Annotated in this window: 30 protein-coding genes; 4 read left to right on the top strand and 26 right to left on the bottom strand. The window is 69.5% G+C overall.

Translation table 11 applies throughout. From position 1 onward, the window contains the following. Positions 1-42: 42 nt before the first annotated feature. Genes HEB94_RS19180 through HEB94_RS19170 form a run of 3 tightly spaced genes read right to left on the bottom strand, consistent with a single transcriptional unit; the run spans position 43 to position 2,064 of the window. Positions 43-1,323 (bottom strand): sigma-70 family RNA polymerase sigma factor, encoded by a 1,281-nt coding sequence (locus tag HEB94_RS19180; RefSeq protein ID WP_192751169.1) that lies wholly within the window; start codon positions 1,321-1,323, stop codon positions 43-45. Next, positions 1,320-1,679, bottom strand: coding sequence for a YciI family protein (locus HEB94_RS19175; protein WP_192751168.1), 360 nt, complete (start codon positions 1,677-1,679; stop codon positions 1,320-1,322). Before HEB94_RS19175 ends, HEB94_RS19180 begins: the two co-directional genes overlap by 4 nt. 16 nt (positions 1,680-1,695) lie before the next feature. After that, positions 1,696-2,064: a YciI family protein gene (locus tag HEB94_RS19170; protein WP_192751167.1), complete on the bottom strand. Its 369-nt coding sequence runs from the start codon at positions 2,062-2,064 to the stop codon at positions 1,696-1,698. A gap of 379 nt (positions 2,065-2,443) precedes the next feature. Here HEB94_RS19170 and HEB94_RS19165 point away from each other — a divergent pair, with 379 nt between their 5' ends. Then, positions 2,444-3,640, top strand: a complete 1,197-nt coding sequence (locus tag HEB94_RS19165; RefSeq protein WP_192751166.1) for a hypothetical protein — start codon at positions 2,444-2,446, stop codon at positions 3,638-3,640. Positions 3,641-3,718: 78 nt separating this feature from the next. Here HEB94_RS19165 and HEB94_RS19160 read toward each other — a convergent pair whose 3' ends face one another. From HEB94_RS19160 to HEB94_RS19105, 12 genes are all read right to left on the bottom strand, one after another. Beyond that, complete coding sequence (locus tag HEB94_RS19160; protein WP_192751165.1) at positions 3,719-4,684, bottom strand: amidohydrolase family protein; 966 nt, start codon at positions 4,682-4,684, stop codon at positions 3,719-3,721. A 111-nt stretch (positions 4,685-4,795) separates the two neighbouring features. Continuing rightward, a complete protein-coding gene (locus tag HEB94_RS19155; RefSeq protein ID WP_192751164.1) occupies positions 4,796-5,680 on the bottom strand; it encodes an aldo/keto reductase in 885 nt (294 codons plus the stop codon). Between the two features lie 119 nt (positions 5,681-5,799). Then, on the bottom strand, positions 5,800-6,894 hold the full coding sequence (locus HEB94_RS19150; protein WP_192751163.1) for an SRPBCC family protein: 1,095 nt from the start codon (positions 6,892-6,894) through the stop codon (positions 5,800-5,802). Positions 6,895-6,959: 65 nt separating this feature from the next. After that, positions 6,960-7,562, bottom strand: coding sequence for a hypothetical protein (locus HEB94_RS19145; protein WP_192751162.1), 603 nt, complete (start codon positions 7,560-7,562; stop codon positions 6,960-6,962). A gap of 22 nt (positions 7,563-7,584) precedes the next feature. After that, on the bottom strand, positions 7,585-7,833 hold the full coding sequence (locus HEB94_RS19140; protein ID WP_192751161.1) for a gas vesicle protein GvpG: 249 nt from the start codon (positions 7,831-7,833) through the stop codon (positions 7,585-7,587). Positions 7,834-7,838: 5 nt separating this feature from the next. Next, positions 7,839-8,669 carry a GvpL/GvpF family gas vesicle protein gene (locus HEB94_RS19135; protein WP_192751160.1) on the bottom strand — a complete coding sequence of 277 codons (831 nt, stop codon included), beginning with the start codon at positions 8,667-8,669 and terminating at the stop codon, positions 7,839-7,841. 15 nt (positions 8,670-8,684) lie between these two features. Beyond that, on the bottom strand, positions 8,685-9,113 hold the full coding sequence (locus tag HEB94_RS19130) for a gas vesicle structural protein GvpA (RefSeq protein ID WP_192751159.1): 429 nt from the start codon (positions 9,111-9,113) through the stop codon (positions 8,685-8,687). A 27-nt stretch (positions 9,114-9,140) separates the two neighbouring features. Further along, positions 9,141-9,896, bottom strand: a complete 756-nt coding sequence (gene gvpJ, locus HEB94_RS19125) for a gas vesicle protein GvpJ (RefSeq protein ID WP_192751158.1) — start codon at positions 9,894-9,896, stop codon at positions 9,141-9,143. Continuing rightward, the gene (locus tag HEB94_RS19120) at positions 9,893-11,143 is read right to left on the bottom strand and encodes a GvpL/GvpF family gas vesicle protein (RefSeq protein WP_192751157.1); all 1,251 of its coding nucleotides are present in this window, start codon (positions 11,141-11,143) and stop codon (positions 9,893-9,895) included. Before HEB94_RS19120 ends, gvpJ begins: the two co-directional genes overlap by 4 nt. Continuing rightward, positions 11,140-11,532 carry a gas vesicle protein gene (locus HEB94_RS19115; protein ID WP_192751156.1) on the bottom strand — a complete coding sequence of 131 codons (393 nt, stop codon included), beginning with the start codon at positions 11,530-11,532 and terminating at the stop codon, positions 11,140-11,142. The genes HEB94_RS19120 and HEB94_RS19115 overlap by 4 nt, the downstream gene beginning before the upstream one ends. Before the next feature lie 29 nt (positions 11,533-11,561). Next, positions 11,562-11,894, bottom strand: coding sequence for a gas vesicle protein GvpO (locus HEB94_RS19110; protein WP_192751155.1), 333 nt, complete (start codon positions 11,892-11,894; stop codon positions 11,562-11,564). Positions 11,895-12,384: 490 nt separating this feature from the next. Beyond that, a complete protein-coding gene (locus tag HEB94_RS19105) occupies positions 12,385-13,857 on the bottom strand; it encodes an MFS transporter (RefSeq protein WP_192751154.1) in 1,473 nt (490 codons plus the stop codon). A 137-nt stretch (positions 13,858-13,994) separates the two neighbouring features. On the opposite strand from HEB94_RS19105, the gene HEB94_RS19100 reads away from it, so the two are divergent. Next, positions 13,995-14,873 carry a LysR family transcriptional regulator gene (locus tag HEB94_RS19100; protein ID WP_192751153.1) on the top strand — a complete coding sequence of 293 codons (879 nt, stop codon included), beginning with the start codon at positions 13,995-13,997 and terminating at the stop codon, positions 14,871-14,873. An 88-nt stretch (positions 14,874-14,961) separates the two neighbouring features. Here HEB94_RS19100 and HEB94_RS19095 read toward each other — a convergent pair whose 3' ends face one another. From HEB94_RS19095 to HEB94_RS19050, 10 genes are all read right to left on the bottom strand, one after another. Further along, positions 14,962-16,176, bottom strand: a complete 1,215-nt coding sequence (locus HEB94_RS19095; protein WP_192751152.1) for an SRPBCC family protein — start codon at positions 16,174-16,176, stop codon at positions 14,962-14,964. A gap of 14 nt (positions 16,177-16,190) precedes the next feature. Beyond that, positions 16,191-16,940: a histone protein gene (locus tag HEB94_RS19090; protein WP_192751151.1), complete on the bottom strand. Its 750-nt coding sequence runs from the start codon at positions 16,938-16,940 to the stop codon at positions 16,191-16,193. Between the two features lie 92 nt (positions 16,941-17,032). After that, positions 17,033-17,791 (bottom strand): GvpL/GvpF family gas vesicle protein, encoded by a 759-nt coding sequence (locus tag HEB94_RS19085; protein ID WP_192751150.1) that lies wholly within the window; start codon positions 17,789-17,791, stop codon positions 17,033-17,035. Next, positions 17,788-18,258, bottom strand: a complete 471-nt coding sequence (locus tag HEB94_RS19080) for a gas vesicle structural protein GvpA (protein WP_192751149.1) — start codon at positions 18,256-18,258, stop codon at positions 17,788-17,790. Before HEB94_RS19080 ends, HEB94_RS19085 begins: the two co-directional genes overlap by 4 nt. Positions 18,259-18,298: 40 nt before the next feature. Next, positions 18,299-18,673, bottom strand: coding sequence for a gas vesicle protein GvpK (locus HEB94_RS19075; RefSeq protein ID WP_192751148.1), 375 nt, complete (start codon positions 18,671-18,673; stop codon positions 18,299-18,301). Continuing rightward, on the bottom strand, positions 18,670-18,873 hold the full coding sequence (locus HEB94_RS19070) for a gas vesicle protein (RefSeq protein ID WP_192751147.1): 204 nt from the start codon (positions 18,871-18,873) through the stop codon (positions 18,670-18,672). The genes HEB94_RS19075 and HEB94_RS19070 overlap by 4 nt, the downstream gene beginning before the upstream one ends. Continuing rightward, positions 18,866-19,636 (bottom strand): GvpL/GvpF family gas vesicle protein, encoded by a 771-nt coding sequence (locus HEB94_RS19065; RefSeq protein WP_192751146.1) that lies wholly within the window; start codon positions 19,634-19,636, stop codon positions 18,866-18,868. Before HEB94_RS19065 ends, HEB94_RS19070 begins: the two co-directional genes overlap by 8 nt. A 35-nt stretch (positions 19,637-19,671) precedes the next feature. Beyond that, the gene (locus HEB94_RS19060; RefSeq protein WP_192751145.1) at positions 19,672-20,064 is read right to left on the bottom strand and encodes a gas vesicle protein; all 393 of its coding nucleotides are present in this window, start codon (positions 20,062-20,064) and stop codon (positions 19,672-19,674) included. After that, positions 20,061-20,381: a gas vesicle protein GvpO gene (locus tag HEB94_RS19055; protein WP_192751144.1), complete on the bottom strand. Its 321-nt coding sequence runs from the start codon at positions 20,379-20,381 to the stop codon at positions 20,061-20,063. The genes HEB94_RS19060 and HEB94_RS19055 overlap by 4 nt, the downstream gene beginning before the upstream one ends. A gap of 414 nt (positions 20,382-20,795) precedes the next feature. After that, the gene (locus HEB94_RS19050; RefSeq protein ID WP_192751143.1) at positions 20,796-21,089 is read right to left on the bottom strand and encodes a hypothetical protein; all 294 of its coding nucleotides are present in this window, start codon (positions 21,087-21,089) and stop codon (positions 20,796-20,798) included. 374 nt (positions 21,090-21,463) lie between these two features. Here HEB94_RS19050 and pgi point away from each other — a divergent pair, with 374 nt between their 5' ends. After that, entirely contained in the window at positions 21,464-23,092 is a 1,629-nt protein-coding gene (gene pgi / locus HEB94_RS19045) for a glucose-6-phosphate isomerase (protein ID WP_192751142.1), read from the top strand. Between the two features lie 53 nt (positions 23,093-23,145). Further along, positions 23,146-24,519: a glucose-6-phosphate dehydrogenase gene (gene zwf / locus HEB94_RS19040; protein WP_192751141.1), complete on the top strand. Its 1,374-nt coding sequence runs from the start codon at positions 23,146-23,148 to the stop codon at positions 24,517-24,519. 15 nt (positions 24,520-24,534) lie between these two features. Here the strand turns inward: zwf and HEB94_RS19035 are convergent, their stop codons facing one another. Beyond that, positions 24,535-25,890: an MFS transporter gene (locus HEB94_RS19035; RefSeq protein WP_192751140.1), complete on the bottom strand. Its 1,356-nt coding sequence runs from the start codon at positions 25,888-25,890 to the stop codon at positions 24,535-24,537. Positions 25,891-25,893: the final 3 nt, after the last annotated feature.

Here is a 25,893-nt window from a genome sequence, read left to right as displayed (position 1 = left end):
CCTCCGCGACACGCCTTGGAGCGCGCCACTCCTGGCCCGTTCCTAGGGTCCTTCCCCCGGAGGCGACGGATGTCCCGGAACTTCGCCGAGCCGGGCCGCCCGACCCATGAGGTACCGCTGCTCGGGAAGGCTGGTCGTACGCCGGGCCGCGAGCAGGAAGCTCTCCCGGGCGCCCGCGTCGTCGCCGGCCAACTCCAGCAGATGTCCCCGTACGGCGTACAGGCGGTGGTGCCGCGCCATCCGGTCGTCCCGCTCCACCTCGGACAGGAGGTCGAGACCGGCCCGCGGCCCCTTGCTCATCGCCACCGCGACCGCGTGGTTCAGCGTGACCATCGGGTTCGGCGCGATCCGGCTGAGGATCTGGTAGAGGACGCGGATCTGCTCCCAGTCGGTGTCCTGTGCCCGCGGCGCCTGGACGTGCAACGCGGCGATCGCGGCCTGGAGCTGGTAGGGACCCAGCGGCGAACGGGCCATGGCGTCGGTGACGAGTGCCGTTCCCGTCGCGATCGCGGCGGCGTCCCACCTGCTCCGATCCTGTTCCGCGAGCGGGACGAGGGCGCCGTCCGGTGCGGTCCGCGCGGGCCGGCGGGCGTCGGTCAGCAGCATCAGCGCCAGCAGCCCCGCCACCTCGCCATCGTCGGGCAGGGCCAGCTGGACCATCCGGGTGAGCCGGATCGCCTCGCCGGTGAGCTCCTGGCGGTGGAGGTCCGGTCCGGAGCTCGCGGTGTAGCCCTCGTTGAAGATCAGGTACAGCACCTGCAGGACGGCGGCCAACCGGTCGGGCCACTCCGGCCAGGTGGGCATCCGAAACGACGCGCCCTCGGCCCGGATCTTCTGCTTCGCCCGACTGATCCGCGGCGCCATGGTGGCCTCGGGAACGAGGAACGCCTGCGCGATCTCGGCCGTGGTGAGCCCGCCGACGGCGCGCAGGGTGAGGGCCACCTGCGAGGCCGGCGTGAGAGCGGGATGGCAGCACAGGAACAGCAGCTTCAGGGTGTCGTCGCGCTCACCCGGGCCTCCGTCGTCGGGTCCGGGCGCGAGGTCGGCGTCCGGCGCCTCCCGGACGGCCGCGGTGACCTCCCTCCGGCGCCGTGCCTGCTCGCTGCGGACCTGGTCGACCAGGCGGCGGGACGCGACGGTGATCAGCCACGCCCGCGGTTTGTCCGGAACGCCGTCCGCCGGCCACTGGGTCGCGGCCGCGAGCAACGCCTCCTGCACGGCGTCCTCGCAGGAGTCGAACCCGCCGTGGCGACGCAGCAGAACGCCGAGGACCTGCGGCGCGAGCTCGCGCAGCAGGTCCCCTAGGTGGTGCGTCGTACTCACATCTCCATCCCTGCGGAGCCCATCAGTGGTCGGACCTCGACACCGAGGAACCGCGCGCCCGGCGCCAGCGCCGCGAGCTCGACCGCGCGTTCCCGGCTCTCGCAGTCGACCACGTAGTAGCCGGCGACGAAGTCCTCGGCCTGGAGGTAGGGCCCGTCGGTCACCGTCGGGACGCCGCCGCGGACCCGGACGACCGCGCCGGTCGACGGGTCGGCGATCGCCTCGACGCCGACGAGTTCGCCGGACTCCGTGACCATGGTGACGAACTCCTCGTGGTCGAGCAGTTCGTCGCGTTCGTCCTCGGGCGGGGACACCACCATCGACGGCCTCTGGTAGACGTTCAGGAGGAACTTCATGGTCAGGACCTCCCGCTCAGTCCTCCGCGTCGGCCGCGAAGACCACCTGGCGTACCTCGATGCCGAGCCCCTCGACCTTGGCGTCCGGGATCATCGCGGCCAGCTCCAGCGCGCGCTCACGACCCTCGCACTCGACCAGGTAGTAGCCGCCGAAGTACTCCTTGGCCTCGAGGTAGGGCCCGTCGGTCACCGCCGGGAGGCCGCCCCGCACCCGCACCACGGCGCTCTCCGACGGGTCGGCCAGCGCGGCCGTGCTGATCATCTCCCCGGACGCCTTCACGGCTTCCATGAACGCACCGTGACCGGTCATCACCTCGTTGCGCTCCTCCTCGGTCAGGGTGTCCCATACCTGCGGGTTCATGTGCATGATCAGCAGGAACTTCATGTCGTACTCCTCGGCTCTCGCGAATGTCGGTGGCGCGCTCGGCGCCTTTCACCTGTGAGTCGGAGCGGGCAGGGTCGTCTTGACATCGCGCCCCGCAACCCGAGGTGAACGCCAACCGGAGGTCCACGACGAACGTCCGCATCTCGCCGTCAGCCTGCCACACCTCGGGCGGTACGCCGGGTCCCGACGCGGGCGCCGGCGAGGCGCGTGACCGGGGTTCGCTCAGCCCTTCGGCCGAGGCCACACCGGTTGGTCGGCGCTCTCCCGCCGGTGGGATCAGCATTTCGGGAGATGTGGCCGGGGACGGGTGCGGCGTTCGATGAACGTCATGGGATTAGCCAGAAGATCAGCCCCGGGATCAGCCCTGGGATCGGTGTGGGTGTCGACGCTGATCGTGTCGTTCGCGTCGGTGGGCGTCGCGGTGATGTGGCTGCTCGCCCCGGGCACCTATCCGTTCGGGGCGGCGGACCGGGTCACGGTGTCGGTGACCCACCTGATCGGCAACGATCTCGCCGGCGCGCTGCTGCTCGCGGCCGGGATCACCGGTCTGGTGGCGTCGGTCGCGGGGGCCCGCCTCGATCGCCTCGGTCGCCTCGGTCGCCTCGGTCCGTCCGGTCCGTTCGGCGGACGGTCCGGACGGCGCGGACGGAGCGCCCGCCGCCTGGTCGCCGTCGGAGCCGTGACCGAGACCGCCTTCTTCGCGTTCGTGATGGCCGACGCGGCTCTCCTGTCCACGCTTGGGTACGCCCTCGCGTTGGTGGGACCAGTCGCCGTCGTCGTCACGGTGGTGATCGCCTGCCTGCGTCGGCACCGCACCGGCTACCTGGCCGCTTTGTCGCTCGTCGCGGTGACTCTGGTCGGGTTCGCCACGGGCGTCCTGAGTCCGGCGACGCTGCTGGCCCTCGAACACAACGTGATGACCGGCTTCGAGACCTACGGTGCGCGCGTCGGCTGGAGTTGGGCGATGGCCGCGGCCGCCGTGGGGTGGGCGTTCGCGGCGGCGCGATCCCTGCGGAGCCTGGCCCCGGCGACCCGACGACGGAACGGGGTCGCCCGCGCGGACGCGGCGGCACCGGCGGGGACGTCTGACCCGGCGGCCAGGTGGAGCGGGGTCGTCACCGTCGTCGCGGCGCTGTGTCCACTGCCGTACGGCCTGGTCCGGCTGAGCTGGCTGACGCCGTGGCCGCTGGGCATGGAGCCGGCGTACGACACCCTCGCCACGCGGGTGCAGGGCGCCGCGATCGGGACCGGCGCCATCATCGGCGCCGTCCTCACCCTCGGGCTGATCGCCCGCTGGGGCGAGAGGTTCCCGACCTGGCTGCCCGTTCTGGGTGGGCGCGACGTACCCGTCCGGCTGGCCGTCGTCCCCGGGGCGGTCGTGGCGGGTGCCCTCCTCGTCGCCACGCCTGGTCTGCTGCTGACCGTCGTGGCGATGGGCGACCTGGCCCGGATCGCCGGCCTCCTGGTGCTGTTCCCGCTCCCGCTCTGGGGACCGGCGCTCGGCGCCGCCGTGCTCGGCTACCGGCTCCGGCGGGTGGGCGAGCCTCGCACCCAGACCGGGGCCGCCGCGGCGTGACCCGCGGCGGCGCACTCCGTCGGCTCGTGCACTCCGTCGGCTCGTGCACTCCGTCGGCCGGCGTTCGCCGGCCGGAGGTCACTTCTCCAGCGCGGGCAGCGCCTGGTCGAGGACGGTCTGGGCGTACTCACCCAACGTCCCCTGCGCACCTGACCGCAGCCAGCTCTGCACCAGGCGCCCGGCGATCGACTGCTCGACCGGCAGACCCGATCCCCACACGCCGGCGGGAATCGGCCGGGCCCGCTCCCAGGCGTCGAACGGCATCCGCAGGTCCGCCGGGTGGACCGGCTCACCGAAGTACAGCCGGCGCGTGTTGCCCCCGAAGAACGCGGCGCGTTCCTCCGCCGTGGGCTCCAGCTGGTCCACCCAGGCCAGCGCGGTCGCCACGGTCTCGTTCCGCCAGAACAGCACGGGAGCCTCCGATCCCCACAGCAGGCGTTCCCAGCCGCACGTGGCCACCAGCGCCCGCGCCCACTCGCCGATGACGCCGGCCGGGTAGCCGCCGTGGCGGGAGAAGACGACGGAGAAGCGCGGCTGGGCGAAGAGGTCCGCGACGGGGCCGGGTTTGGTGAGGACGCGAGGGTCGGCGGCACCGGCGAAGTGGCCGCCGACGAGGTGCGCACCCGGGTGCCGTTCGAGGACCGCCAGCATCTCGCGCGCGATCTCCGGTGTCGACGGGCGTCCGCAGACGATGCCGACCCGACCGCGAGCGGCCACGAGGTCGAGCAGCCACGGCCGCTCCAGAACATCGGAGTCGGCGAACCGGATCCCGCTGAACCCGGCGTCCAACTGCGCCTCGATGCCGGCCTCCCGCTCCTTATCGTCCGTGCCCAGCGGCACCCCGAGGACGCGGAAGGTGTCCGGCCACCGGTGCAGGGCCGTGTGGACGCCGGCGACGTCAGGACAGGAGTCGAACAGGCAGAGGACCGCCTGGTCGATCCCGTCCGCCGCCATCACGGAGCGGTAGTCGTCGATGTGCTGGAAGCGGGGCAGGCCGACGTGTGCGTAGGCGTCGACCAACGGGCGGCCTTCGTCGGTGGGCATGGGGTCGAGCGCTCCCGGGGGTCGAGGTGGAGGGGTCGAGGTGGAGGGGTCGAGGTGGAGGGGGCGAGGTGGAGGGTCGGATTGTGCGCGTCGAGTGTCGCGGGTCCGCGCTCAGGTGGGAAGGTCGGCGTCCTCGGCCTGGTAGACGTGGGCGGTCATCCTCGGCAGTTCGGCGAGGTCGAAGTCGGGATCGAAACCGTCGACCAGCGCGACGTTCCGCTCGACCTCCTCAGGCCAGCGCATTCCGACGATCGCCGTGTGCACCCGCGAGTCCGACAGCACGAACTTCAGGCACACCTCGTACAGGTCGGCCGCGTCCTGCCAGGTGGGTGCGAGGTGCCGCGCGGCGCGCTGGAAGATGCCGGAGGTCATCGTCCGCATGGTGACGACACCGACGTTCGCGGCCCTGGCGTCCTCGAGGACATGGCGGGCCGCCGCCTGGTAGATGAGGTTGTACGCCAACTGGACGACGTCGATGTCAGGAACATCCAGGAACTGCCGGGCGGTCCAGGGCTCCTCCGCGGTCAGTCCGATGAACGCGATGTCGCCCTGCTCCTTCAACCGCCGCAGGCCGTCCAGCGGTCCGCCGTCGACGATGTGGTGGTACTCCTGCGCGGTGTACATCCCCCCGTGGAACTGCACGAGGTCCAGGTGGTCGGTCCGCAGCCGCTTCAGGCTCTCGTACACGCTGTCGATGACGGCCTGCTTGTCCATGCCCGACCAGCCGACCTTGGTCGCGAGTACGCACTCGTCCCGACGGGTCTGCATGACCTGCCCGATGAGCGCCTCGCTGTTGCCCGCTCCGTAGCTCGGCGCGGTGTCGATGTAGGTGATCCCGAGGTCCAGGGCACGGTTGATCGTCGCGATCGCCGTCCTGCGGCCGTCCTCCGACCACGGATCCCAGCCGTTCGCCCTGTTCACACCGCCGAACGGGTAGCCGCCCAGCGCGATCCTCGACACTTCCAGCCCGGTCCGCCCGAGGACAGTCCTCCGCATGCGCCTCTTCTCCCCTCCCACGCGTACGCCGACCCCTCCTGCCTACCAGAGGGGTGGACGCCACGCGGTTGGAAGAGGCTCACCTGCCCATGTCGGTCAGTCGGCCGGTCAGCGGTCGGTCAGCGGCGTGCGGTCCTTCGACGCTCGGAGGTTCGGCCCGCCTCCGAGGGGCGCCGCTGCCTCGGCGGACGAGAGCGACGGCGGGGTTCCTCCGCCTGCGGCTCCTCTTCCTCCTCGCCCTCGGGCTTCTCCTCTTCCTCGAACTCGCCCTCGGGTTCCTCCTCGCGTTCCTCTTCGGGCTCGCGCTCCTCCGCTGCCCGTCCGCGCTCCTCTTCCTCCTCCTCGCGGACGACCTCGTCGTGGTCGCGGACGAGTTCACCGTCCCGGATCTCGCCGCGCCAGCCCTCTTCCTCCGGGTCGGCCTCCATGGTCACGTACCGGCGGAAGAACTTGATGTCGAGCCGGGCCCGGCGGCCCTGGCAGCGCCACAGGTTCGCGGTCTTCTCGAAGAAGCCGTGCGGGACGTACTCCAGCACGACGAGCATCTTGGTGAGCTCGTCGCCGAGCGGATGGAAGCTGACGACGCCGTTCACCTCCGTCTGACCCTCCGTACGCCAGGAGATCCGGTCGTCGGGGATCTGGTCGATGACGGTGGCGTTCCAGTTCCGGTTCGACCAGACGATCTTCGCCTTCCAGTTGCTCTTGGTCGGGTCCTCCTTGTCCAGATCGACGCTCTGCGTGGCCTTGGACCAGGTCGGGAACCGTTCGAACTGGGTCCAGTGGTTGTACGCCATTCGCAGCGGGACCGGAAGGTCGAGGTCCTCGACGATGTTCATCGACTTCTTCTTGCCGCCGCCCTTACCGCCACCGCCCTTGAACACGCCCTTCACCTTGTCGGTGATTCCCTGCAACCCGGCCTTGGCGACCGCCTTGCCGGGAGAGGCTCCGCCGAGGACATCCTTGACGGTACGGCCGAGCATGTCGCCGGCGCCCTGTTCGCCGCTCGCCACACCGGCGAGGCCCTTCGTCGTCTCGCCCACCTTGCCGCCGAGCCTGCCCAACATCTGCCCCGCCTTCGCCGAGACGTAGGCCTGGCCCGCCTCGACCAACCGCTGGGTCGCCGGGTTCTTCGATGCCGCCTTGCGGACGCCATCTCCGATGTCGGAAAGGTTCACCGCCTCTGGCCGCGCACGACGGCCCGATGTCTGACTCATGTCGTTCCCCCCTTGTCCAGTTGTGGCGATCGCCGCGTCGATCTCAGTCGTCGGCCAGGGCCGAGTCAGCCCCGGCTGGCGCCACGCCGCCCGGTGCTCGAGGGCGTACGGGACTCGTCACGCTCCCGCTGGCGCGGCGGTGCGGAACGGCGTCCGCGCGCCGGTGCTGCTCGACGCCGGTCAGAGTCGTCTCCCCGGTCCCGGTCAGCGGCGGCCCGGGACCGACGCCGGGGCTGCTCTTCTTCCTCGTCCTCTTCCTGGTCCTCGGCCCGTCCGCGCTCCGGCTCTTCTTCTTCCTCCTGGTCCTCGGCTCGCTCCTCGTACTCGTCTTCCTCGTCCTCGTCTTCGCGCCGGCCCTTCGACGGAGCGCCGGTCAGCCCCGAGGTGCGTTCCTCCAGCCGGTCGGCGAGGTTCTCCAACGGCCGGCTGAGAACGGCCATCGCCGCGGCCCGGCCGGTCGACACCATTTCGCCGCGCACGTCGCCGACGATCCGGCCGACCTCGGGCGACTCGGCCAGCCGGCCGACCACTTCCTTGCCGAGGGCGCGCATGTCGAGGCGCTTACCGACGAGCGCCGAGCCCAACAGGAGCGCCATCTTGGCCTTCTTCCGCCGGCCGAGGGCATAACCTCCCAGCACCGCCAGAGCGATCTTCGTCGAGTCGTTCATGTGCCCCCCTCTTCTCAAACACCTACCCGGTCACGCTCACGCGCCACTGGGCTTCCTCGAGCCGGTCGAGGAGCTTGTCCTCTTCGGCGTCGAACTCTTCCGGGGTGATCTCGCCTTCTTCCAGTGCGCGAGCCAACGCTTGAAGCTCCGCCCGGATCCGGGCTGGGTCGTAGTACTCCCGCTCGCCGACCTCGACCACGTGCTCGGCGAGCCAGCCGACCCCACGTGCGGGGGCCAGCGGCAGTGTGAGCAGTCCCGATACCAGTCCCACGACTCTCATTCCTCCTCTCGGACCGACACGAAGCTGTACGGCGGCAGCGGCCCGGTCCGCTGGATCCGGATCTCCTCGCCCAGGGCGGCGCCGAGTTCCTCCACCGCGGCGACGAACTCCTCCGCGTCGTCGCTGTCGAGGAGAAAGCTCGCGTTGACGGCTGCACCCTTCACCTGCGGGCCACGCACGTGTCGCGTCGAACGCGGAGCGAGCGTTTCGAGCACGCCCTGTTCGATCGCCAACTCGCGGGCCTCGATCGCGGCGGCGACCGCCTCGCCCAACTGGATACGTTCGTCGATGGTGTCGCTGTGCTCGCGCAGCCGCTGCACGCTCGGATCGTTCAGAGCCGCCTCGCGGATGAGCATCTCCTCGTCGCAGAACACCTTGACGTTGAACTCCGCCCGCCCCGCGAGGTCGGCGAGCACGGCAAGATGCGCATCGTTGTCCTCGACCAACTCCTGCCGCAGGCTGTCCTCGTCCCGGGCGACGACCCCGAACCGCATCGGCAGCACCGTGCCCTGCCGGCCCAACTCCTCCAGGACGTGCTGGTGCGCGAGTACGTCACGGCGCTTCGCGCGCAGCCCGGGCGGCGCGTCGCTCACGACCGCGCTCACACCCTCGGCGTCAAGCCGACGTAGCGCGCTCGCCGGCTCACCTACTCCGTCGAGATTCTCCAACACACACGGGTGGTCTGCGCTCACGATGCCGTAGACGTAGGTGGCCAGGGATGCCTGCGCGGCCTGCTCCTCCGTTCCTGACTCCGACGCGGAGGGCTCCTGGGCACGCTGCGTCGGGACGTCCCTCTGCGTACGGCTCGATTCCGTCGGCCTCGCCATCGTGCTCCTCCCCACTCAGCGCGAACGCCCGCGCGGCCGCGGGACCCGGTCCTCGCCCTCCGGCTCCGACTCACGCCCACCGCCGGCGAGTCCGCGTTGGAACGCGTCGCTGAAGGTCTCCCCGACGCCGCTCAGCGCACCCTTCACCTTGCCACCGGCTCCCTGCTCCTGCAGGTCGCCGACGAGTTCCGGAAGCGTCCGGGACTCCCTGCTCTGGGTGAGATCGACGCGGTTCACGGCCTCAGCGAAGCGAAGGTAGGTGTCCACGCTCGCGATGACGATCCGGATGTCGATCGTGAGCAACTCGATCCCGACCAGGGACACGCGGATGTAGGCATCGATGACGAGCCCCTTGTCGAGGATGAGTTCGAGGACGTCGTACAGACTGCTCGAATGCGAGCGCGGTGCGACCCCGCCCCCGCCCTGGTATGGAGTGACTGTCATCGTCGGCTCTTCTTCCCGCCTGTTGTCCTAGCTGTGTGAGTGTTGTCCTTCGGGGCCGGAAAACCGTGCCAGGCAAGGAACAGAAGGCTCACGACGACGGTGGCTCCGCACGAAGTCGGTGAGCTCCGCGACCTGGCGTTCCAGTCCCATCAGGGCCTGTCCGAGTCGCTCGACCTGCTCGTCGGTCAGCATTCCCGCGTTCATGCGCCGAAGCGCCTGCCGCTCGAGCAACTGCCGGACGATGTCGACCAGGACGACGACCAGGCCGGCGATTCCAGCCTCCCGGTCCTTACCTTCGCTGTCGGCGCTCGGGAGGTCCTCCGCGGCTCGGACCCGAGGTGCGCGTACCGATGACATCGAGGAGGTGCCGGGCTTGGCCCCTCCGTCCCGCGGGCCCGCGGTCGCCGGGGTGCTCCCGTTGGACGGTGTGCTCCTGTTGGACGGTGTGCTCCTGTTGGACGGGGTGCTCCTGTCGGCCAGTGCGCTTTCGTTGGCCGGTACGCCCCAGTCGGACGCCGTGCTCCCGCCGACCCGCGTCCGCCCCTTGGCCGGTGAGCCCGGCCGCACGGATGCGCCGCCATCGGCATCCGGATCGGGTACGGGCGTGGCTCCACGCTGGAGCGTGTCCACGGAGGCGAGCAACAGCCGCAGGTCGAGCCGGACGAGATCGACGTCGGCCAGCGTGAGCAGCACCGTACCGTCGACGTAGGCACCGACGTCGAGCAACCGGTCCAGCACGTCGACCAACGAACCATCGTCGAGGGCGAGGCGTCGTTCGCTCATGACCGCGCTCCCTCACGTGCCTCACCGGTCCGCAACGACGACGTCGCCGGCCGCACGGTCTCGTGGCCACGGGCCACCGGATCCGCCACCGGATCTGCCACCGGGCCAGGCTGCTCGGGAAGCTGGACGAAGTGGTACGGCGGCCACGGTCCGCTCACCTCCAGCCGCAGTCCCGCCCCGGCGTACCGCTCGGCCACGGCCTGCAGCGCGGCGTCGAAGTCGTCCTCGGCGGCATGCGGGACGAGGTAGACCGCGTCGAACACCAACCCCGCCGGGTCCTCCGGACGCGACGCCGCCCGCACCAACGACTCCCGTGCGTGCAGGGACAGACTGTCGTCCAACGCCTTCGCCATCCGCGCGTTCAGCTCGCGAGCCTCCTCACGCGCGGCGGCCTCCTCACGCCGCCGCAGCATCCAACTCGTACCGCCGCCGGCCTCTCCCGGCCGAGTTTCCTCCCGCTCCCGCTCGGGCTCCGCTTCTGTCACGCGCCCCTTGACACCCCACTCCGCGGCCGCGTCCAACCGGTCCAACTCGGCGCGCAGTTCGCGCGCGTGCGTCACCACGATCGTGCGGGCGTCCCCGCGGCTGGGGTAGAGCGCTCCGAACCGGAACGGCAGCGTGGTCCCGGCGGCGCAGAGGCGCTCGACCACTCGCTCATGCGCCTGGACGGCCTCCCGCAACCAACCGTCCGCGCTCAGGTCGGGTTCGTCGCCGCTGGTGCGGAACCCGGCGACCGGGACCTCCGCGGTGGCCACCGCCAGGTCGTCGGCCGGCACCACCTCGATCGGGCGTCCCTCCAAGCCAATCGGGGCTTTCGCGCCCGCACGCTCCCAGTCCGACGCCCGGACGACCGCGTACACGTACCACGCCGTCTCGGTGTGCGCCGCGTTGTCGCTCGGCCGGGGCTCGGGCACCGCCGTCGACGGCCTCTCGGCCGACGGAGTAGTGGACGACGGCGTGGTGGACGACGGTGTGGCATTCGAGGGTGTGGTGGACGACCGCAGTGCCGACTCCGTCGTGCTCGACGACCCGGCCGTCGGGCCCTCCCCACCGGGACGGATGCTTCGCTCACCTTCTTCCTCGGCGGCGAGACGCTCGGCGACCATCTTCCGGTAGCGCTCCGCGAACTCCTCGACCAACTCGTCACGCACCAGTGAGCGGGCCTGCGCGTCGGCCTCCGCGACCAGTACGGCGACCTCGTCCGACGTGGGACGGCCCGCGATCAGATCCGACGTCTCGCCCGTCATCGCCGCGTCCCGCTCCGCTCACGCTCATGACTCCGCACCCGGTCGCCGGGTGGCGCGTCGATCTGCGTGTGTTCGTCTGAGCCGGCGGGGAGACCCGCCGCCTGCATGCGCTGTTCCAACTGCTCGATCCGTTCCTTCAGTTCGCGGTTCTCTGCTTCCAACTGGCCTTGCGACTGGCGGTTTCCGGTCAGGAACGGATCAGACGTCCACCAGTCGATGCCCATGTCGCGCGCGGTGTCGACAGAGGCGATGAGCAGGCGCACCTTGAGGGTGAGAAGCTCGATGTCGAGGATGTTCACCATGATGTCCCCGGCGATGACCACACCCTTGTCGAGCACCCGCTCCAGAATGTCGGCGAGCGAATCCGTCGACCGGGACACTGGTGTCATACCCGTCGTCCGGTACTCAGGCCTCGCTGTCACAGGTCACCTGCCTGATTCCGCGCGTACCTCCGTTGCCGGTGATAGGAGGTGATATTGCCGGCATCGTCCGTATGCGTCTCGTAGCTCGCCAGGATGCTGGTCGTGTCAGGAATCCGTTCCAGCTCGAGGACCTCGACCTGGATCAGCCAGCCGTCCTCGTTCCGCTCCAGGCGTGACACTCCCTCGGCCGGGCAACTCGTCAGCACCGACAACTGCTTCATCGCCGTACGCGTGGCCGTCATCGGATCCGTCTCGGCCGTCCTGGACCGCTCGGGCCGCCGGGACCGATGGGGCGCGTTGTCGCCGCCCTGCCTACGTCCGTCGGCCATGTGCTCGCGCCTTCTTCCACGATCGCGCTGGGGCCGGCATCGACGCCGCGGACCGACCGCCGCGGGAGTGTCTCTTCTCCGAATAACGCTACGCAGCACCATCCGAACTTTCGACCCTTCGGCGCACCCATGTGAGTTCACCGCCACATCGCATGAACGCGAGCGTCGATCCGAGGCCGCCGCGCACATGACGGACAGCGCGGGTTTCGACGGACATCGTCGGCAAGGGCGACAAGGAGCGAGGGCGCGGTGAGGGTTCACGCCAGGCCAGCTGAACCTGTCAACGATTCGTTGGCGTGAGGCCACGCTCGCCCGAGAATCGACGAGCGGGTCAACCGCGCGCCCGCCCCGAGCCGAGAACCGACAATCGGAAGCGCCGGCCGCGCGCGGGACCCGCACATACAAAGGGACCTGTAGAACAATTTCCCTTCGCCAGTATTGCCTGGATCAGGTAATTGAGGTCGCCTTGGATCTCTCGATCCTCGGCCTCTCAGCCCTCTCGGGCTCCCTCGCTTGCTCCACAGGCCTCATGGACATCGTCACCCGCGGACTCAGCTCGCGATAGGGACCAACGTCCTGACCTTTGGTCCACTCCTGCGCGTCCAACGACGACGGCCGCGGCCACGCAGACGCCCGCGCACACCAGGAGGGCGTAGGCGGTTCCACTGCCGTCGACCTTCCCGACGGCGGCGAAGGCGCCCACGGCCGCGACCCCGATCGTCGCGCCGATCTGGCGTACGGCGTTGAGCAAGCCGCCCGCGGCTCCCGCCCCGCCGGGCGGCGCCGAGGTGACGACCGCGGTCACCAGTGCCGGGAGCGCGAGCGAAACCCCGAACCCGGTGCACACCAGCCCGCCGACCAGCGCCGGATAGGACGCACCGGACAGGATCGCGACGGCGAAGACCAGGCCGCCGACCGCCAGCAGGGCCAAGCCCGCGAGGATCGGCCACCTGGGGCCCGCCCGGGCGACGAGTCGGCCGGTGAGGAGCGGGTTGAAGGCGAAGGGAAGCGTCATCGGCAGGAAGGCCACGCCCGTCTCCATCGGCGTCAGACGCAGTGTCTGCTGGAACAGCAGGGGCAGGACGAAGAGGGCCGCTGCCATGGTGAAGTTGACAGCCGCACCCGCTCCCAGGACGGCCGGCATTCCCCGCGCTCGCAGCACCTCGGGCACCAGGACCGGTGCGGTGGCGCGTCTTTCCAGCCAACCGAACGCGCCACCGGTGGCCAGTGCCGCGGCCGTCGCCCCGGCGGCGTGCGCCATGGATCCGGATCCCAGGGCGATGAGCGCGTCGGTCAGGAGCCCCAGGGTCACGCACGCGGCGACCTGCGCCGGCCAGTCGATCACCCGATCACCACGAGGTACGCGGACGCCGTGGCCGGCCGTCAAGGCGAGTGTGACAACGGCCAAGGGCACGTTGACGACGAAGATCGCCCGCCAGCCCGCGAGGTCGACCAGCAGACCGCCGATGACGGGGCCGGCGGCCAGCGCCGCGCCACTGGTCGCCGCCCACGCGGCGAGGGCCCGGGCGCGCGGCGCCGGCTCCGGGTACAACCGGCTGATCATGGCCATCGAGGCGGGAACGCACGCGGCGGCCGCGGCCCCAAGAAGTGCTCGCAGCCCGACAAGCGTCAACAGCTCAGGAGCGAACGCGCTGAGCAACGAGCAGAGACCGAAGGTGACGATGCCCGCCCGGAACGCGCGGTGCGCTCCGATCCGGTCGGCGACCGCCCCCGCGGACAGCAGCAGGGCACCGAAGACGACGGTGTACCCGGCGACGGCCCACTGCAGGCCCGCCATCGAGCTACCGAGCGACCGGGCCAGGTCCGGTTCGGCCACCGACAGGACCGTCATGTCCAACAGCACCATGAAGTAGCCGAGGGAGATTCCCAGCAGGGCGAACCGTCGCGTCCGCGCGCGGGTGGATAGGGGTGCGGACGCGGTGAGGGAGAGAGCAGGTGTCATGAGGATCTTCTCCAGAGGACGGGAACGCCGTCCACTCTGCGATCGCCCCCCGTGGGCCTCCACCGGCCGGACCGCCGGCAGGATTCGGAATATCCGAACGCGAACCCGAGGTTCGTACCGTCGTCGAAGGGAGTCGGATGGAGCTACGCCACCTACGCACGTTCGTGGCGGTGGTCACACACCGCACGGTCACTGACGCCGCGCTCGCACTCGACCTCGCACCGTCATCGGTGTCGGAACAGATCCGCTCACTCGAAGGGTCCTTGAGCGTCGAACTGTTCGAGCGCGGTCCGCGTGGGATGCGTCTCACCGCCGCGGGGGATCGCCTGGTGGAGTGGGCGCACCGGCTCCTCGACCAGGCCGACCAGGCTCGGCAGGAGGTCGCCGCGACCCGGCCGGCACTGCGCCTCGGCGCGCTGGAGACCATCGCGGCCACCCACGTACCCGCGGTGCTCGATCGACTCGCCGAACGCCGACCCGACCTGCGGATGGAGGTCAGCGCGGACGCGGCCAGAGACGCCCTCCTCCGCCGGGTCGCGGGCAACGAACTCGACGCCGCGCTGATCCTCGACACCCATGGTGACCTCGGCGAGCTCGGCTTCAGCCTGCCACCCGCGGCCCTCCGCTTCCTCGATCTGGAACCGATCCCACTCGCTCTGGTCGCCGCACCGGGCCATCCACTCGCAGGCAGAACGCCCCTGGCCGTCGAGGACCTCGACGGCCACAAGCTGCTGGTCAACGTGCCCGCGTGCTCGTTCTGGCTCGCCGGCGAACGGCTGCTGGGGACGCGGGTCGAGCGGGTCCGTGCCGGCGGCGTCCCCGTCATGAGCGCCTGGGCCGAACGCGGGATCGGAGTCTCGCTCCTTCCCGAGTTCGCGGTCCGCGACCAACTCGCCGGGGGCACGCTCGTGCGGCTCCCCCTCGACACGCCTCACCTGTCCCTGAGGCTGGTGTGGCGTGCCGACCGCGAAGCCGTGCCAGCCGTCCGCGAGATGCTCTACGCCGCGAGCACCTGAGCGCCGCGGCCTCGTCGGTGGGGCAGGCCGACCGGCCGCAGCGCCGAATCGTGCGCCGCGGCCGGTCCGGGTCGAACGGCGTCAGCGGTCAGCGAGCGGCTGAGCCTCCACGCCGGGACCCCTTCCGGCCCTGAGGTGCCGACCGCGCGCCACTCCGGCGCCGGCCGTTGCGGGACCGAGGTGAGGTGTCCTCAGCCGGGTCCTCGTCGTCCTCGAACTCCGGCTCGTCGTCGTCCTCGGAGTCGGAGTCGTCGTCCTCGGAGTCGTCGTCGTCCTCGAGGTCGTCCCCGTCCTCCTCCTCGTCGTACTCGTCCTCCAGGTCGTCGTCATCGAGGTCGTCGTCGAGGTCGGTGTCCTCGTCGTCCTCGTCCTCGTCCTCCAGGTCGTCGTCCTCGTCGTCGCTGTCGATGTCGTCGGAGGAGTCCTCGAACTCCGACCCGTCATCATCGAAGTCGTCGGTGTCATCGAGGTCGTCGGTGTCCTCAACCCCGTCCTGTTCGACCTCATCGGGTTGCCGCACGACCTGACCGTCCTCGATCTCGCCACGCCAGGAGCCTGTGGCCTCGCCGCGCATGGAGACGAAGCGGCGGAAGTGCTTGAGATCCAGACGGACCCGGCGACCGAAGGCGCGCCAGAGGTTCGCGGTCTTCTCCACGAGGCCGCCGGGGTAGTACTCCAACACCAGAAGGACCTTGGTGAGGTCGTCAGCCAGAGGGTGGAAGGTCACGACGCCCTTGGTCGTGCCCTTGGCACCTTCAGACGTCCAGGCGATCTTGCGGTCGGGAATCTGCTCGGTGACGGTCGCCTTCCAGGACCGGTGCGACCACCACACCTTGCCGCGCCAGTTGCTCTCGACCTCGTCCCTCTGGTCGATGCTCTCCACGCCTTTCATGAACGAGGAGAACTCCTGGAACTGCGTCCACTGGTCATAGACCACCGACACCGGGGCGCCGACGTCGATGTCCTCGATGATGTTGGTCATCTTCGGCTTGCCGCTGCTTCCCTTGCCGAACAGCGACTTCACCTTGTCCTTCACCCCGGTCACCGCAGCGCTCGCACCGGCATGCAAGGGTGACTTGCCCTCGGCCAGCTTCTTCAGTCCCACCCCCAGCGCGCCGGGGTTGTCGGCGTGGTCCTCCAGCCGCTGGGTGGTCTGCTCCAGCCGCTCGCTCGCCGACCTCACCAGGTCGTCGCCACGGGCCAGCGCGTAGTCGCGGGCCTCCTTCGCCAGCCGCTCGGCGGCCGGACTGCGAAGGAGAGCGGATCCCACGTTGGAAAGAGCGGATACGCCCTTGTCAGTCATACCTTCTCCTCTCCTCAGCGGGTCGACCGGGATGCGTTACGTGCCGAACCGGAGGACTGCCGACGAGACGACGTCCCGGATCGCGCCGAACGGCTCCCCGACGTACTGCCCCGGCCGGCGCTGGTGGACTTGGCCGCACCGCTGGTGGACTTGGACGCACCGCTGGTCTTCTTGGCCGCGGTCTTGCGCGCCTGCCCGCTGCTCCGACCTGCTGCCCTGGCGCCGCTGCTCGCCGCCTTCTTGGCCGTACCGCTCGCCTTGGAGGTCGCCGACCGAGCCTTGCTGGTTCCCTCCCCCGCCGCCTTGCCAGCCCTGCCAGCGGTCTTGCGAGCCGGACGGGAAGTCCGGGGGCTGTCGTCATCCGCGCTCTCGTCGGGCTGCTCGTCCTCCGCCTCGTCGGCGTAGTCGTCCTCGTCCTCGCGGTCGTCGTGGTCGTCGCGGTCATCAAGTGGCAGCCGGTCCCCGAGACTGTGCGTACGATCCTGCAGGTTGTCGGCAAGCCTGGTCAGCTGCGATTCGAGGGTGGCGACGGCGGCCCGGCGGCCGGCGTCCTTCACCGGCCCACGCAGCTGTGCACCAAGCTGCGCGACCTGCGGAGTGCTCGCGAGTTTCAGAACACCCTCGCGCAGGAGCTGGCGTGGTTGCATTCCCAGTTGGCTGCCTGCCAGCCACAGAGCCAGGCTCAACGCGGCCTTGCCCTTCTTGGTACGACCGAGGAGGTAGCCTCCGGCGATCGCCATGCCAATCTTGGCCCTGTCGTCCACGATGTCTCCTCTCGGTTGCGTCCAGGCGCCCGGCCTCGGTTCCGCCGCGCGACCACGGCCACGCAAGCGGGCGGCGCCTGAACGGTCATGTCTCAGAAGCCCCAGCGCGACCCCTGCGAGGCGGCCTGTGCAGGGGTGGCGGAGCTTGCGGGATCGAAGCTGTAGATCGGCAGCGGACCGACGTAGTCGATCAGTGCCTGTTCGTCGATCTCCTCGGCGAGCGTGGCCACGGCGGAGTCCAACTCGGCGAGGCGTCCCCTTCGGGTCAGGAACGCGACCTGTTCCCAACCTTCGTCGGAGGTCTTGAGGGTGGTCGCCTCCTCGACGACGTTCCCGAGCCTCCCGGCCCAGTCCGCGACGAGCTGGGAACGCCGGACGGCGAGTCGTTCGGCCACCATGCGACCGAGTTCGACCCGCTCGGACATCTCCGCCATCGCCCCGCCGCGGGACGCGGCGACACGCAGCTCGGCATCCTCGTTGAAGAGCGTCTGCAGGGTGTCCTCGCTCAGGGTGAAGGTGATCCGAAGCTCCACCAGGTCGCCCACGGCTTCCAACCGCGCGCGCAGGTCGTCGCCGGCCGGTGATGCGAGGACCTCCGAGCACACCGAGTCCGCGTCCGGTGCCACGGTTCCGAACCGTAGGGGGAGGACGGGTCCGTCGCGCATCGCCCGCACCAGGACGTCGAGAAAGCTGATGCCGTCCTCGTCGGTGAGTTGGGTGTCGTCGGGGAGGTCCCGGACGATGACCGCCAGGCCGTCCCGCTCGATCGCGGCGAGGTGGGGTTCGTCGGCCACTCGGGTCGCGACGAAGGGATGATCGTCCTGAACCACGCCGTGCAGAAGAAGTGTCACGAGTCCTCCGAGGTCCGTCGGGTCGTACGGCGCGTACGTGAGCTACCGCGTTCGGCCGATGACCGGCGCCGCCTGGTCGGGCGCTCCTCGTCGGCGTCGTCCTCGTCCTCGTCGTCGTCACCTCCGAGGGAGGAGAGGACGTCCTTGGCCGACTCCTTCACACCTTCCAGGGCGCCCTTCGTCTTGTGCTGGGCGCCGCCCTCGGTGACCTCGTGAACCAGCCCCGGCAGACCCGCGACCTGTTCCTGGGGTTGGATGTCGAGTCGGTTGACGGCCTCGGCAAAGCGTAGATACGTGTCCACGCTGGCGATCACGATCCGTGCATCGATCGTGAGCAGTTCGATTCCCACGACCGCGACCCGGACGTACGCGTCGATCACGATGCCCTTGTCGAGGATCACTTCGAGAACATCGGCGAGGCTGCTCGGGCGGGGTGCGCGGTTGATGCCCTGTGTGGCTACGGCCATGTGCTCCTTGCCCTCCCACTTCTGTCGATCACGCCGCCGATCAGTCACACCGCCTGGGCGTCATGTCACCGATCGGCCACGTCACCGTTTCGTCGTATCTCTTGTTGGTCGGTCTCTGGTCCCCCAGGAGTTGGTCCACGTCGATCGGGAGTCGAATGCCTTCTCGCCCCACACCGAAGATCTCCCGGAGTTCGACGAACTTCTCCTCGAGTTCGAGGAGCGCCTGGCCGAGGCGTTCGATCTCGTCCGCGGACAGGTCGCCGCCATCCATCCGCCGGACTGCCTGCCGCTCGAGCAGGTCGCGGACGAGTTCGAGCAGCGCGACCACGAGCTGGCCGAGACCCCGGCCAAGGTCCTCGGCGTCGGCCGACAGCCGTGGCGTCCGGCTGAAAGCCCGTGGTGTCGGTGAGGTCACTCGTCACCCCTCCCGCCGCCCAGGTGGTTCGCGCTCTCGATCCCGATCAGCAGGAGCCGTAGGTCGAGTCGGATCAGGTCGATCCCGGCGAGCTGGATGATCACGTCGCCGGTGACGACGGCTCCTCGATCCACGATCCGATCGAGCAGGTCGGCCAGACTCGTTCCGCCGTTGGGGGCGAGGGTGGTCTGCTCAGGCATCGGTCACCGCCGGACTCGACATCTGGGCGAAGCTGTACGGAGGCCACGGGCCGGTGAGCTCCAGCCGGACACCCTGACTCGCCAGGGCTTCTGCCTGCAGCTCCACCGCCGCCAGGAAGGCGTCCTCCGCGGCCGTGGCCACGAGATAGGCCGCGTTCAGGATCACCTCCGCACTCGTCCCGGGTTGACGCCCCATCTCGCTGGCGAGTGTCCCCAACCTGGCGAAGACGTCCTCGCTGATGTCACGTTCCTGCTGGCGGGCGTCCTCCGCGGCTCGCAGGGCCTGTCGACGACGCTGCAGATAGGCCGTGCCCGTGGGCCGGGCACCGTCCCCTTCGGTGCTCGCGGTCCGCGCCTGTGTGCTGTCACGCCGCAGGCGTACGCCCCACTCCCGGCGTCCTTCCAGCTCGCAGAGCCGCTGGGTCGCCTCGTCGTACAGCTCCTCCAGCACTCGGATCGCCGCCTCGTCGTTCGAGACCACGGTGGCAAGCCGTAGCGGGAGGGCAGGTCCCTGCGCGAAGAGTGCCCGGACCACCGCGTCGTGCGTCGTCGCGAGTTCGGCCAGCCGACCGTCCTCGGACAGCTCCTCCTCGGGAATGTCCAAGACAGACAGGGAAACATCACCGACCGCAACAGCGAGTTGGCGATGCGAGACCAGTCGAACGGCACCAGAATCCGCGACACCCTTCAGACCGGCGACCTCGACCGAAGCCGCGCGTACGATCGCGTAGAGGTAGGTGCCCTGCTGGGAATGCTGATTCATTTCTCCACTCTCAGTGGAAGAGCCGGCGCGAAAGGTCATTCGTCCTCCGCATCCCGCTCGTGCTCACCTGCCAGCCCAGGGGGCCCGCTGGTGATCATTCGTTCGAGCGACTCCACTCGTTCCCGCAGATCGTCGTTCTCCGAACTCAGCCGAGCGCGCTCCGCGCGGAGTTCGGCGGCGGAGGAACCCGACACCTTCCCGTCGTCCTGGCTGGTGAAGAACGGATCACGCGTCCACCAGTCCATGCCCATCTCCTGGGCGGTCTGCGCCGAGGAGACGAACAACCGCACCTTCAGGGAGAGCAGCTCGATGTCGAGGACGTTGACGACGATGTCACCGACGATGACGATGCCCTTGTCGAGGACGCGTTCGAGAACGTCGGCGAGCGAGTCGGGCTGACCACGACCGGTCAGGGGCTGCATCGTCATGAGGGATCCACCGCCCCTCGGACGTAACGGCGGAGCCGTTCGTAACCCACCATTTCGCCCTCGTGATCGATGTCGAGCCGATAGGTGGCGATCACCGTGGTGGTGGAGGGAACTCGCTCCAACTCGACGACGTCGAGCAGGACCGACCAACCGTCGTCGGTCTCACGTACGCCGGTCACTCCCTCAGCCTGCTTCGCCGTCAACTCGGCGAACTGCGCGGCGGCGCGTCGCACGATCGAGGCGAGACCCTTCTTGGCTGGTTGTCGTTTCCCTTCGTGTTCGGCCTCATGACGAGACGCCTGAGCGCGTTCGGTCATAGGCGAGAGCTGGAGTCCGGGGCCAGGTTATGCATCAACTACTCCTGTGAATCGCTTCCCCGTGTCCGACCTCGCCGACACTAGAACACAACGCGGCTTGTGTCGCATCGTCGACTTTCGTCAACGCGGAGTTGCATTTGACGACACTGCGTGGCGTACGCAGGACCCGGTTGACGCACGACCGGTGCCGGACGGGCGCGCGGCGGCGGGGCAGGCGAGGTCCACGGTGACGGTCCACCAGGCCGCGGCGGAGGGGCCCGGCAGAGCTGAGGCGCCCGAAGCATGGCAGAGCCGCGGCGGAGGGGCCGACAGAGCCGAGGCGCCCGAAGCGCGGCAGAGCCGCAGATGTCGACCGAGGACGGAGCGCCAGGGCCGCTGGGACCGGCGCGCGGCGGGGCGCTCTCTACTGCAGACCTACTCCCGACGGTGTTCCGCGATGCGGGACAGGATGCGTCGGGCGGCCGCCACGTCTTCCTCTTCGCCGTCACTCAGCGCGGTGCCGGAACGCCGGGTCACGTCGGCGTGCTCGATCACGAGCTCGGCCTCACGCTGCAGGAGCGCGGTGACCTCTCCTCCGGGGGCACCCGGCCAGAAACCGGCCGGCTGCGGCGAGCCCTCAGCCAGGGGCTCGGACTGGGTGGGCATGAACTGCTTGCGACGAGCACGAACCGCCGCCAGCTCCTCCGCGACCTCCTTGGCGGTGCGCATCGTCCCTCCCCGTGTCGGCCGAGCAATCCCCGAAAACTGACGATATCGCGCCACCCGCGCCCACGCCGGGATGTCGACACGCGTCCGTCCACTCCGAGTCAGGCGGAGTCCACGCGCCCGCAACCTGAACGTGAGCGCCCGGCCGAGCCCTTCGGCCCGGGCGAGCCCGGGCGGGTGACCCCTGCCAGGTGGGGTCCCGCGTACCACGCTGAGGTTGTGACCTGGGACGTCGCTGCCCCGGGGGTGCGGCGTGGTGCGCTCCGCCTCGCGGCGAACCACGCCGAGAGGACCACTGTCCAGTCACCCGGGTGCTGGCTTCGCGTGCCATGCTCAGTTGACCGAGGTTCACCGCACACCGGCTGGAGGAACGACCGATGCCGATCACCCCGCTCAAGGAACGGCCCGCCTGGAAGGCGCTCGAGCAACATCGTGCCGAGATCGGACCACGACACCTACGCGAACTGTTCGCCGAGGATCCCACTCGTGGCGAGCGCCTGTGTGCGGAGGCGGCCGGCATCTACCTCGACTACTCCAAGAACCGCATCACCGACGAGACGGTCCGGCTGCTGCTCCAGCTCGCCGAGGAGTCCGATCTGGCCTCCCGCCGCGAGATGATGTTCCGCGGTGAACGGATCAACACCTCCGAGGGCCGGCCCGTGCTCCACGTGGCTCTGCGGATGCCGAAGGGCACGTCCCTCGTCGTCGACGGTGTCGACGTCGTCGCGCAGGTGCACGAGGTCCTCGACCGGATGGCCGACTTCGCCCGGCGTATCCGCTCCGGCGCGTGGACGGGCCACACCGGCAAGCCGATCCGCAACATCATCAACATCGGGATCGGGGGGTCCGACCTCGGTCCGGTGATGGCCTACGAAGCGTTGCGCCACTACAGCCGGCGCGACCTCACCGTCAGGTTCGTGTCGAACGTCGACTCGACCGACCTCGTCGAGGCGACACGCGACCTGTCCGCAGAGGAGACTCTCTTCATCGTCTCCTCCAAGACCTTCGGGACGCAGGAGACCCTCACCAACGCCCACTCGGCCCGCGACTGGCTGGTCGGTCAGCTCGGCAGCGAGGACGCGGTGGCCAAGCACTTCGCCGCGGTCTCCACGAACGCCGAGAAGGTCGCGGCGTTCGGCATCGACACACAGAACATGTTCGGCTTCTGGGACTGGGTGGGTGGCCGCTACTCGATGGACTCGGCCATCGGCCTGTCGACCATGGTCGCGATCGGCCCCGAGCACTTCGCCGAGATGCTGGCCGGCTTCCACGACATGGACGAGCACTTCCGCACCGCTCCGCTCGCCGCCAACCTCCCGGTGCTGATGGGCATGCTCACCGTCTGGTACGTCAACTTCTTCGGCGTCCAGAGCGTCGGTGTGATGCCGTACGAGCAGTACCTCAAGCGCTTCCCGGCCTACCTCCAGCAGCTCACGATGGAGTCCAACGGCAAGCAGGTCACCCTTGACGGCCGCACGGTCGACTACGACACCGGGCCGGTCTACTGGGGCGAGCCCGGCACCAACGGCCAGCACAGCTTCTACCAGCTCCTCCACCAGGGCACCCGGCTGATCCCGGTCGACCTGATCGGCTTCGGCCGCAGCCTCAACCCGCTCGGCCGTCACCACGACATCCTGACCTCGAACGTCTTCGCGCAGGCACAGGCCTTCGCCTTCGGACGCTCCGAGGAGGAGGTGCGAGCCGAGGGCACCGCGCCCGAGGTCGTTCCGCACCGGGTGATGCCGGGCAACCGCCCCAACAACGTCCTGCTCGCGGAGGTGCTGACGCCGCGCCTGCTCGGGACGCTGGTGGCGTTGTACGAGCACAGTGTCTTCACTCAGGGCACGGTCTGGAACATCAACTCCTACGACCAGTGGGGTGTCGAACTCGGCAAGGTGATGGCCAACCAGATCATTCCTGAGCTCGAGAGCGAGCCCGAGCCGGATCTCCGGCACGACTCCTCGACCAACAACCTGATCCGTCGTTACCGCTCCCTCCGAGCCTGACGGCAGATCGGCGGCAGAAGGCCGCGCGAAACACCGAGGAAGGTGAGGACCAGATGGGTAACGATCGGGTGGACGCCATGGTCATCTTCGGAGCGACCGGCGACCTGGCCAAACTGCAGACCTATCCCGCCCTCGTCAGTCTGGTCGAACGGGGCGTCCTCGACGTCCCGATCATCGGTGTCGCGCACCGTGGCTGGAACCGGCAGGAGTTCAGGGAGTACGCCGCGGCGTCGCTGGAGCAGAACCACATCGATCCGCACAGTGGCGCCGCGGCGCGCATGCTCGACCTGCTCGACTATGTCAACGGCGACCTGACAGCGCAGGAGACCTATCAGGCCCTCTCCGACCGGCTCGGCGAGCGGAGGCGCATCCTCTTCTACCTGGAGGTGCCACCGCTGCTGTTCGGCCAGATCGCCGACGGGCTCGCGTCCGTCGGCCTCCACCGGGACTCACGGATCATGGTGGAGAAGCCGTTCGGCACCGACCTGGAGAGCGCGCAGGAGCTCAACGCCACCATGCACAAGGTCTTCGCGGAGGAGGACATCTTCCGCGTCGACCACTGGCTCGGCCTGGAGCCGATGGAGAACATCCTCTACGTGCGGTTCGCGAACTCCATCATCGATCCGCTGCTCAACCGCACACACGTGGAGAGCATCCAGATCACGATGGCGGAGGACTTCGGCGTGGCCGACCGGGGGAAGTTCTACGACCGGACCGGTGCGTTCCGCGACGTGCTGCAGAACCACCTGATGCAACTGCTGGCCAGCATCATCGCCGACGAACCGGCGGAGGGACTGCGCTCGTGGCAGGACCAGCGGGCGCACGCCATCCAGAGCCTTCGGCCGCTCTCGGCCGACGACACCGTGCGGGGCCAGTACACCGGATACCGCGACGTGCCAGGAGTGGCTCCGGACTCGACGGTGGAGACCTACTTCGCCGTCCGGCTGTTCGCCGACTCGCCCCGGTGGCAGGACGTACCCATCCTCATCAGGGGCGGCAAGTGCATGCCCGTCAGCGCGAGCGAGGTCAGCGTCCGCTTCCGCCAACCGGAGCGGAACGTCGCCGGCATCGAGGGATTCCGGGGCATGAACGAGCTCCGGTTCCGGGTCCGGCCGGAGACCGCGGTCACCCTCACCCTGGCCGGGAAGAAACCTGGCATTGACGCGCAGGCACAGGTGGAGGAGCTCACCTTCGCCCAGCAGCCGGGTTCCGACCCGCGTCCCTACGACCGGTTGATCGGCGCCGCGCTCGAGGGCGACCGGTTCTTCTTTGCCCGAGAGGACACCGTCGAGGCGTCCTGGCGGGTCGTCGATCCGATCCTCGGCGACGTCGCCCCGCTGTACGACTACACACCCGGAACCTGGGGTCCGCGGGAGGCCGACCGGCTCCTGCCCGAAGGGGTCCCCTGGCACGACCTCGCCGGCTGAACGATCTCGCTCTGCTCAGGAAGCGTTGCCGCCGGCGGCCGGGACGGCCGCTGCGTCCCGGCCGGTCAGGGCGAACGCCGTCTCCTTGCTCGCGAGCGCGGCGACGAAGGTCACCAGTGACATCACCACCACGAGCCCCACCACCTGGGCGATGCCGCCGAAGTCGGGGCCCGCGAGCGCCGTCGCGATGAGCGGCGCGCACCCGCCGAACACCGCGGCGAGCTGAGGGCCGATCGACGCACCGCTGTAGCGCACCTGGGCCGGGAACATCTCGGTGAAGTACGCCGCCTGCGGTGCGTAACAGGCATCGCGTCCGAGATTGATGCCGATCAGCAGAACCAGCAGGATGAGCGACCAGTTTCGGGTGTCGACGGCCCAGAAGAACGGATAGGACAGCGCCGCCATGACGACGCCACCGACCATGATCGTGCGGCGCCGTCCCAGCCGGTCGGAGATCGCTCCCCACATCGGAATGGTCAGCAGGGACACCGCGGACACGATCAGCGTCGGCACCAGGATGTCGTTGCTCGACAGACCGATCGTCACCGCGTAGGCGAGCACGAAGCTGGTCCAGACGTAGTAGTTGCCGATGTCGGCGACCCGGATCCCGGCCACCCGCAGAATCGTCAACGGCTGCTGGCGGAGCACCGTCACGATCGGCTTCTTCTCGATCTTCCCCTCCTCGCGCAACTGCTGGAAGGCCGGCGACTCCGCGAGGCTGAGCCGGATGTAGAGCCCGATGGCGACCAGAACGGCGGAGAAGAGGAACGGCAGCCGCCAGCCCCAGGCCTGGAAGCTCCGTTCGTCCATCGTCGCGCTGATGAGACTGAACAACCCGTTGGAGGTCAGCGCGCCGAAGGCGACACCCAACTGCGGGAGGGCACCGAACAGCCCACGTCGCCGAGCGGGCGACTGCTCGGTGACCATGAGCGTGGCGCCTCCCCACTCCCCTCCGACGCCGATCCCCTGCAGGAACCGGAGTGCCGTCAGCGCAAGCGGCGCCCAGATCCCGATCGCGGCGTAGGTCGGCAGCAGGCCGCACAGGAAGGTGGCGCCACCCATCATGAGGATGGTCACCACGAGTGCCTTCTTACGCCCCACCCGGTCACCGAAGTGGCCGAAGACGAGCCCGCCGAGCGGCCGGGCCAGGAAGCCGACCGCGTAGGTACTGAAGGCCAGCAGGGTCCCGACGTAGGGGCTGGTGCCCGCGGGGAAGAACTGGTGGTTGAAGATCGTCGCGGCGGCGACTCCGTAGAGGTAGAAGTCGTACCACTCGATGCTCGAGCCAAGAGTGCTGGAGACCACCGCCCGCCGGCGTTGCGCGGCCGACCCATCGGTGGCGGGCTCGTGTCCGTGTCGGAGGCTTGTCATCCG

Origin of the sequence: Actinopolymorpha pittospori (assembly GCF_014873875.1) — a bacterium.
Lineage (GTDB): Bacteria > Actinomycetota > Actinomycetes > Propionibacteriales > Actinopolymorphaceae > Actinopolymorpha > Actinopolymorpha pittospori.
This window is presented reverse-complemented; position numbering and strand designations above follow the sequence as displayed.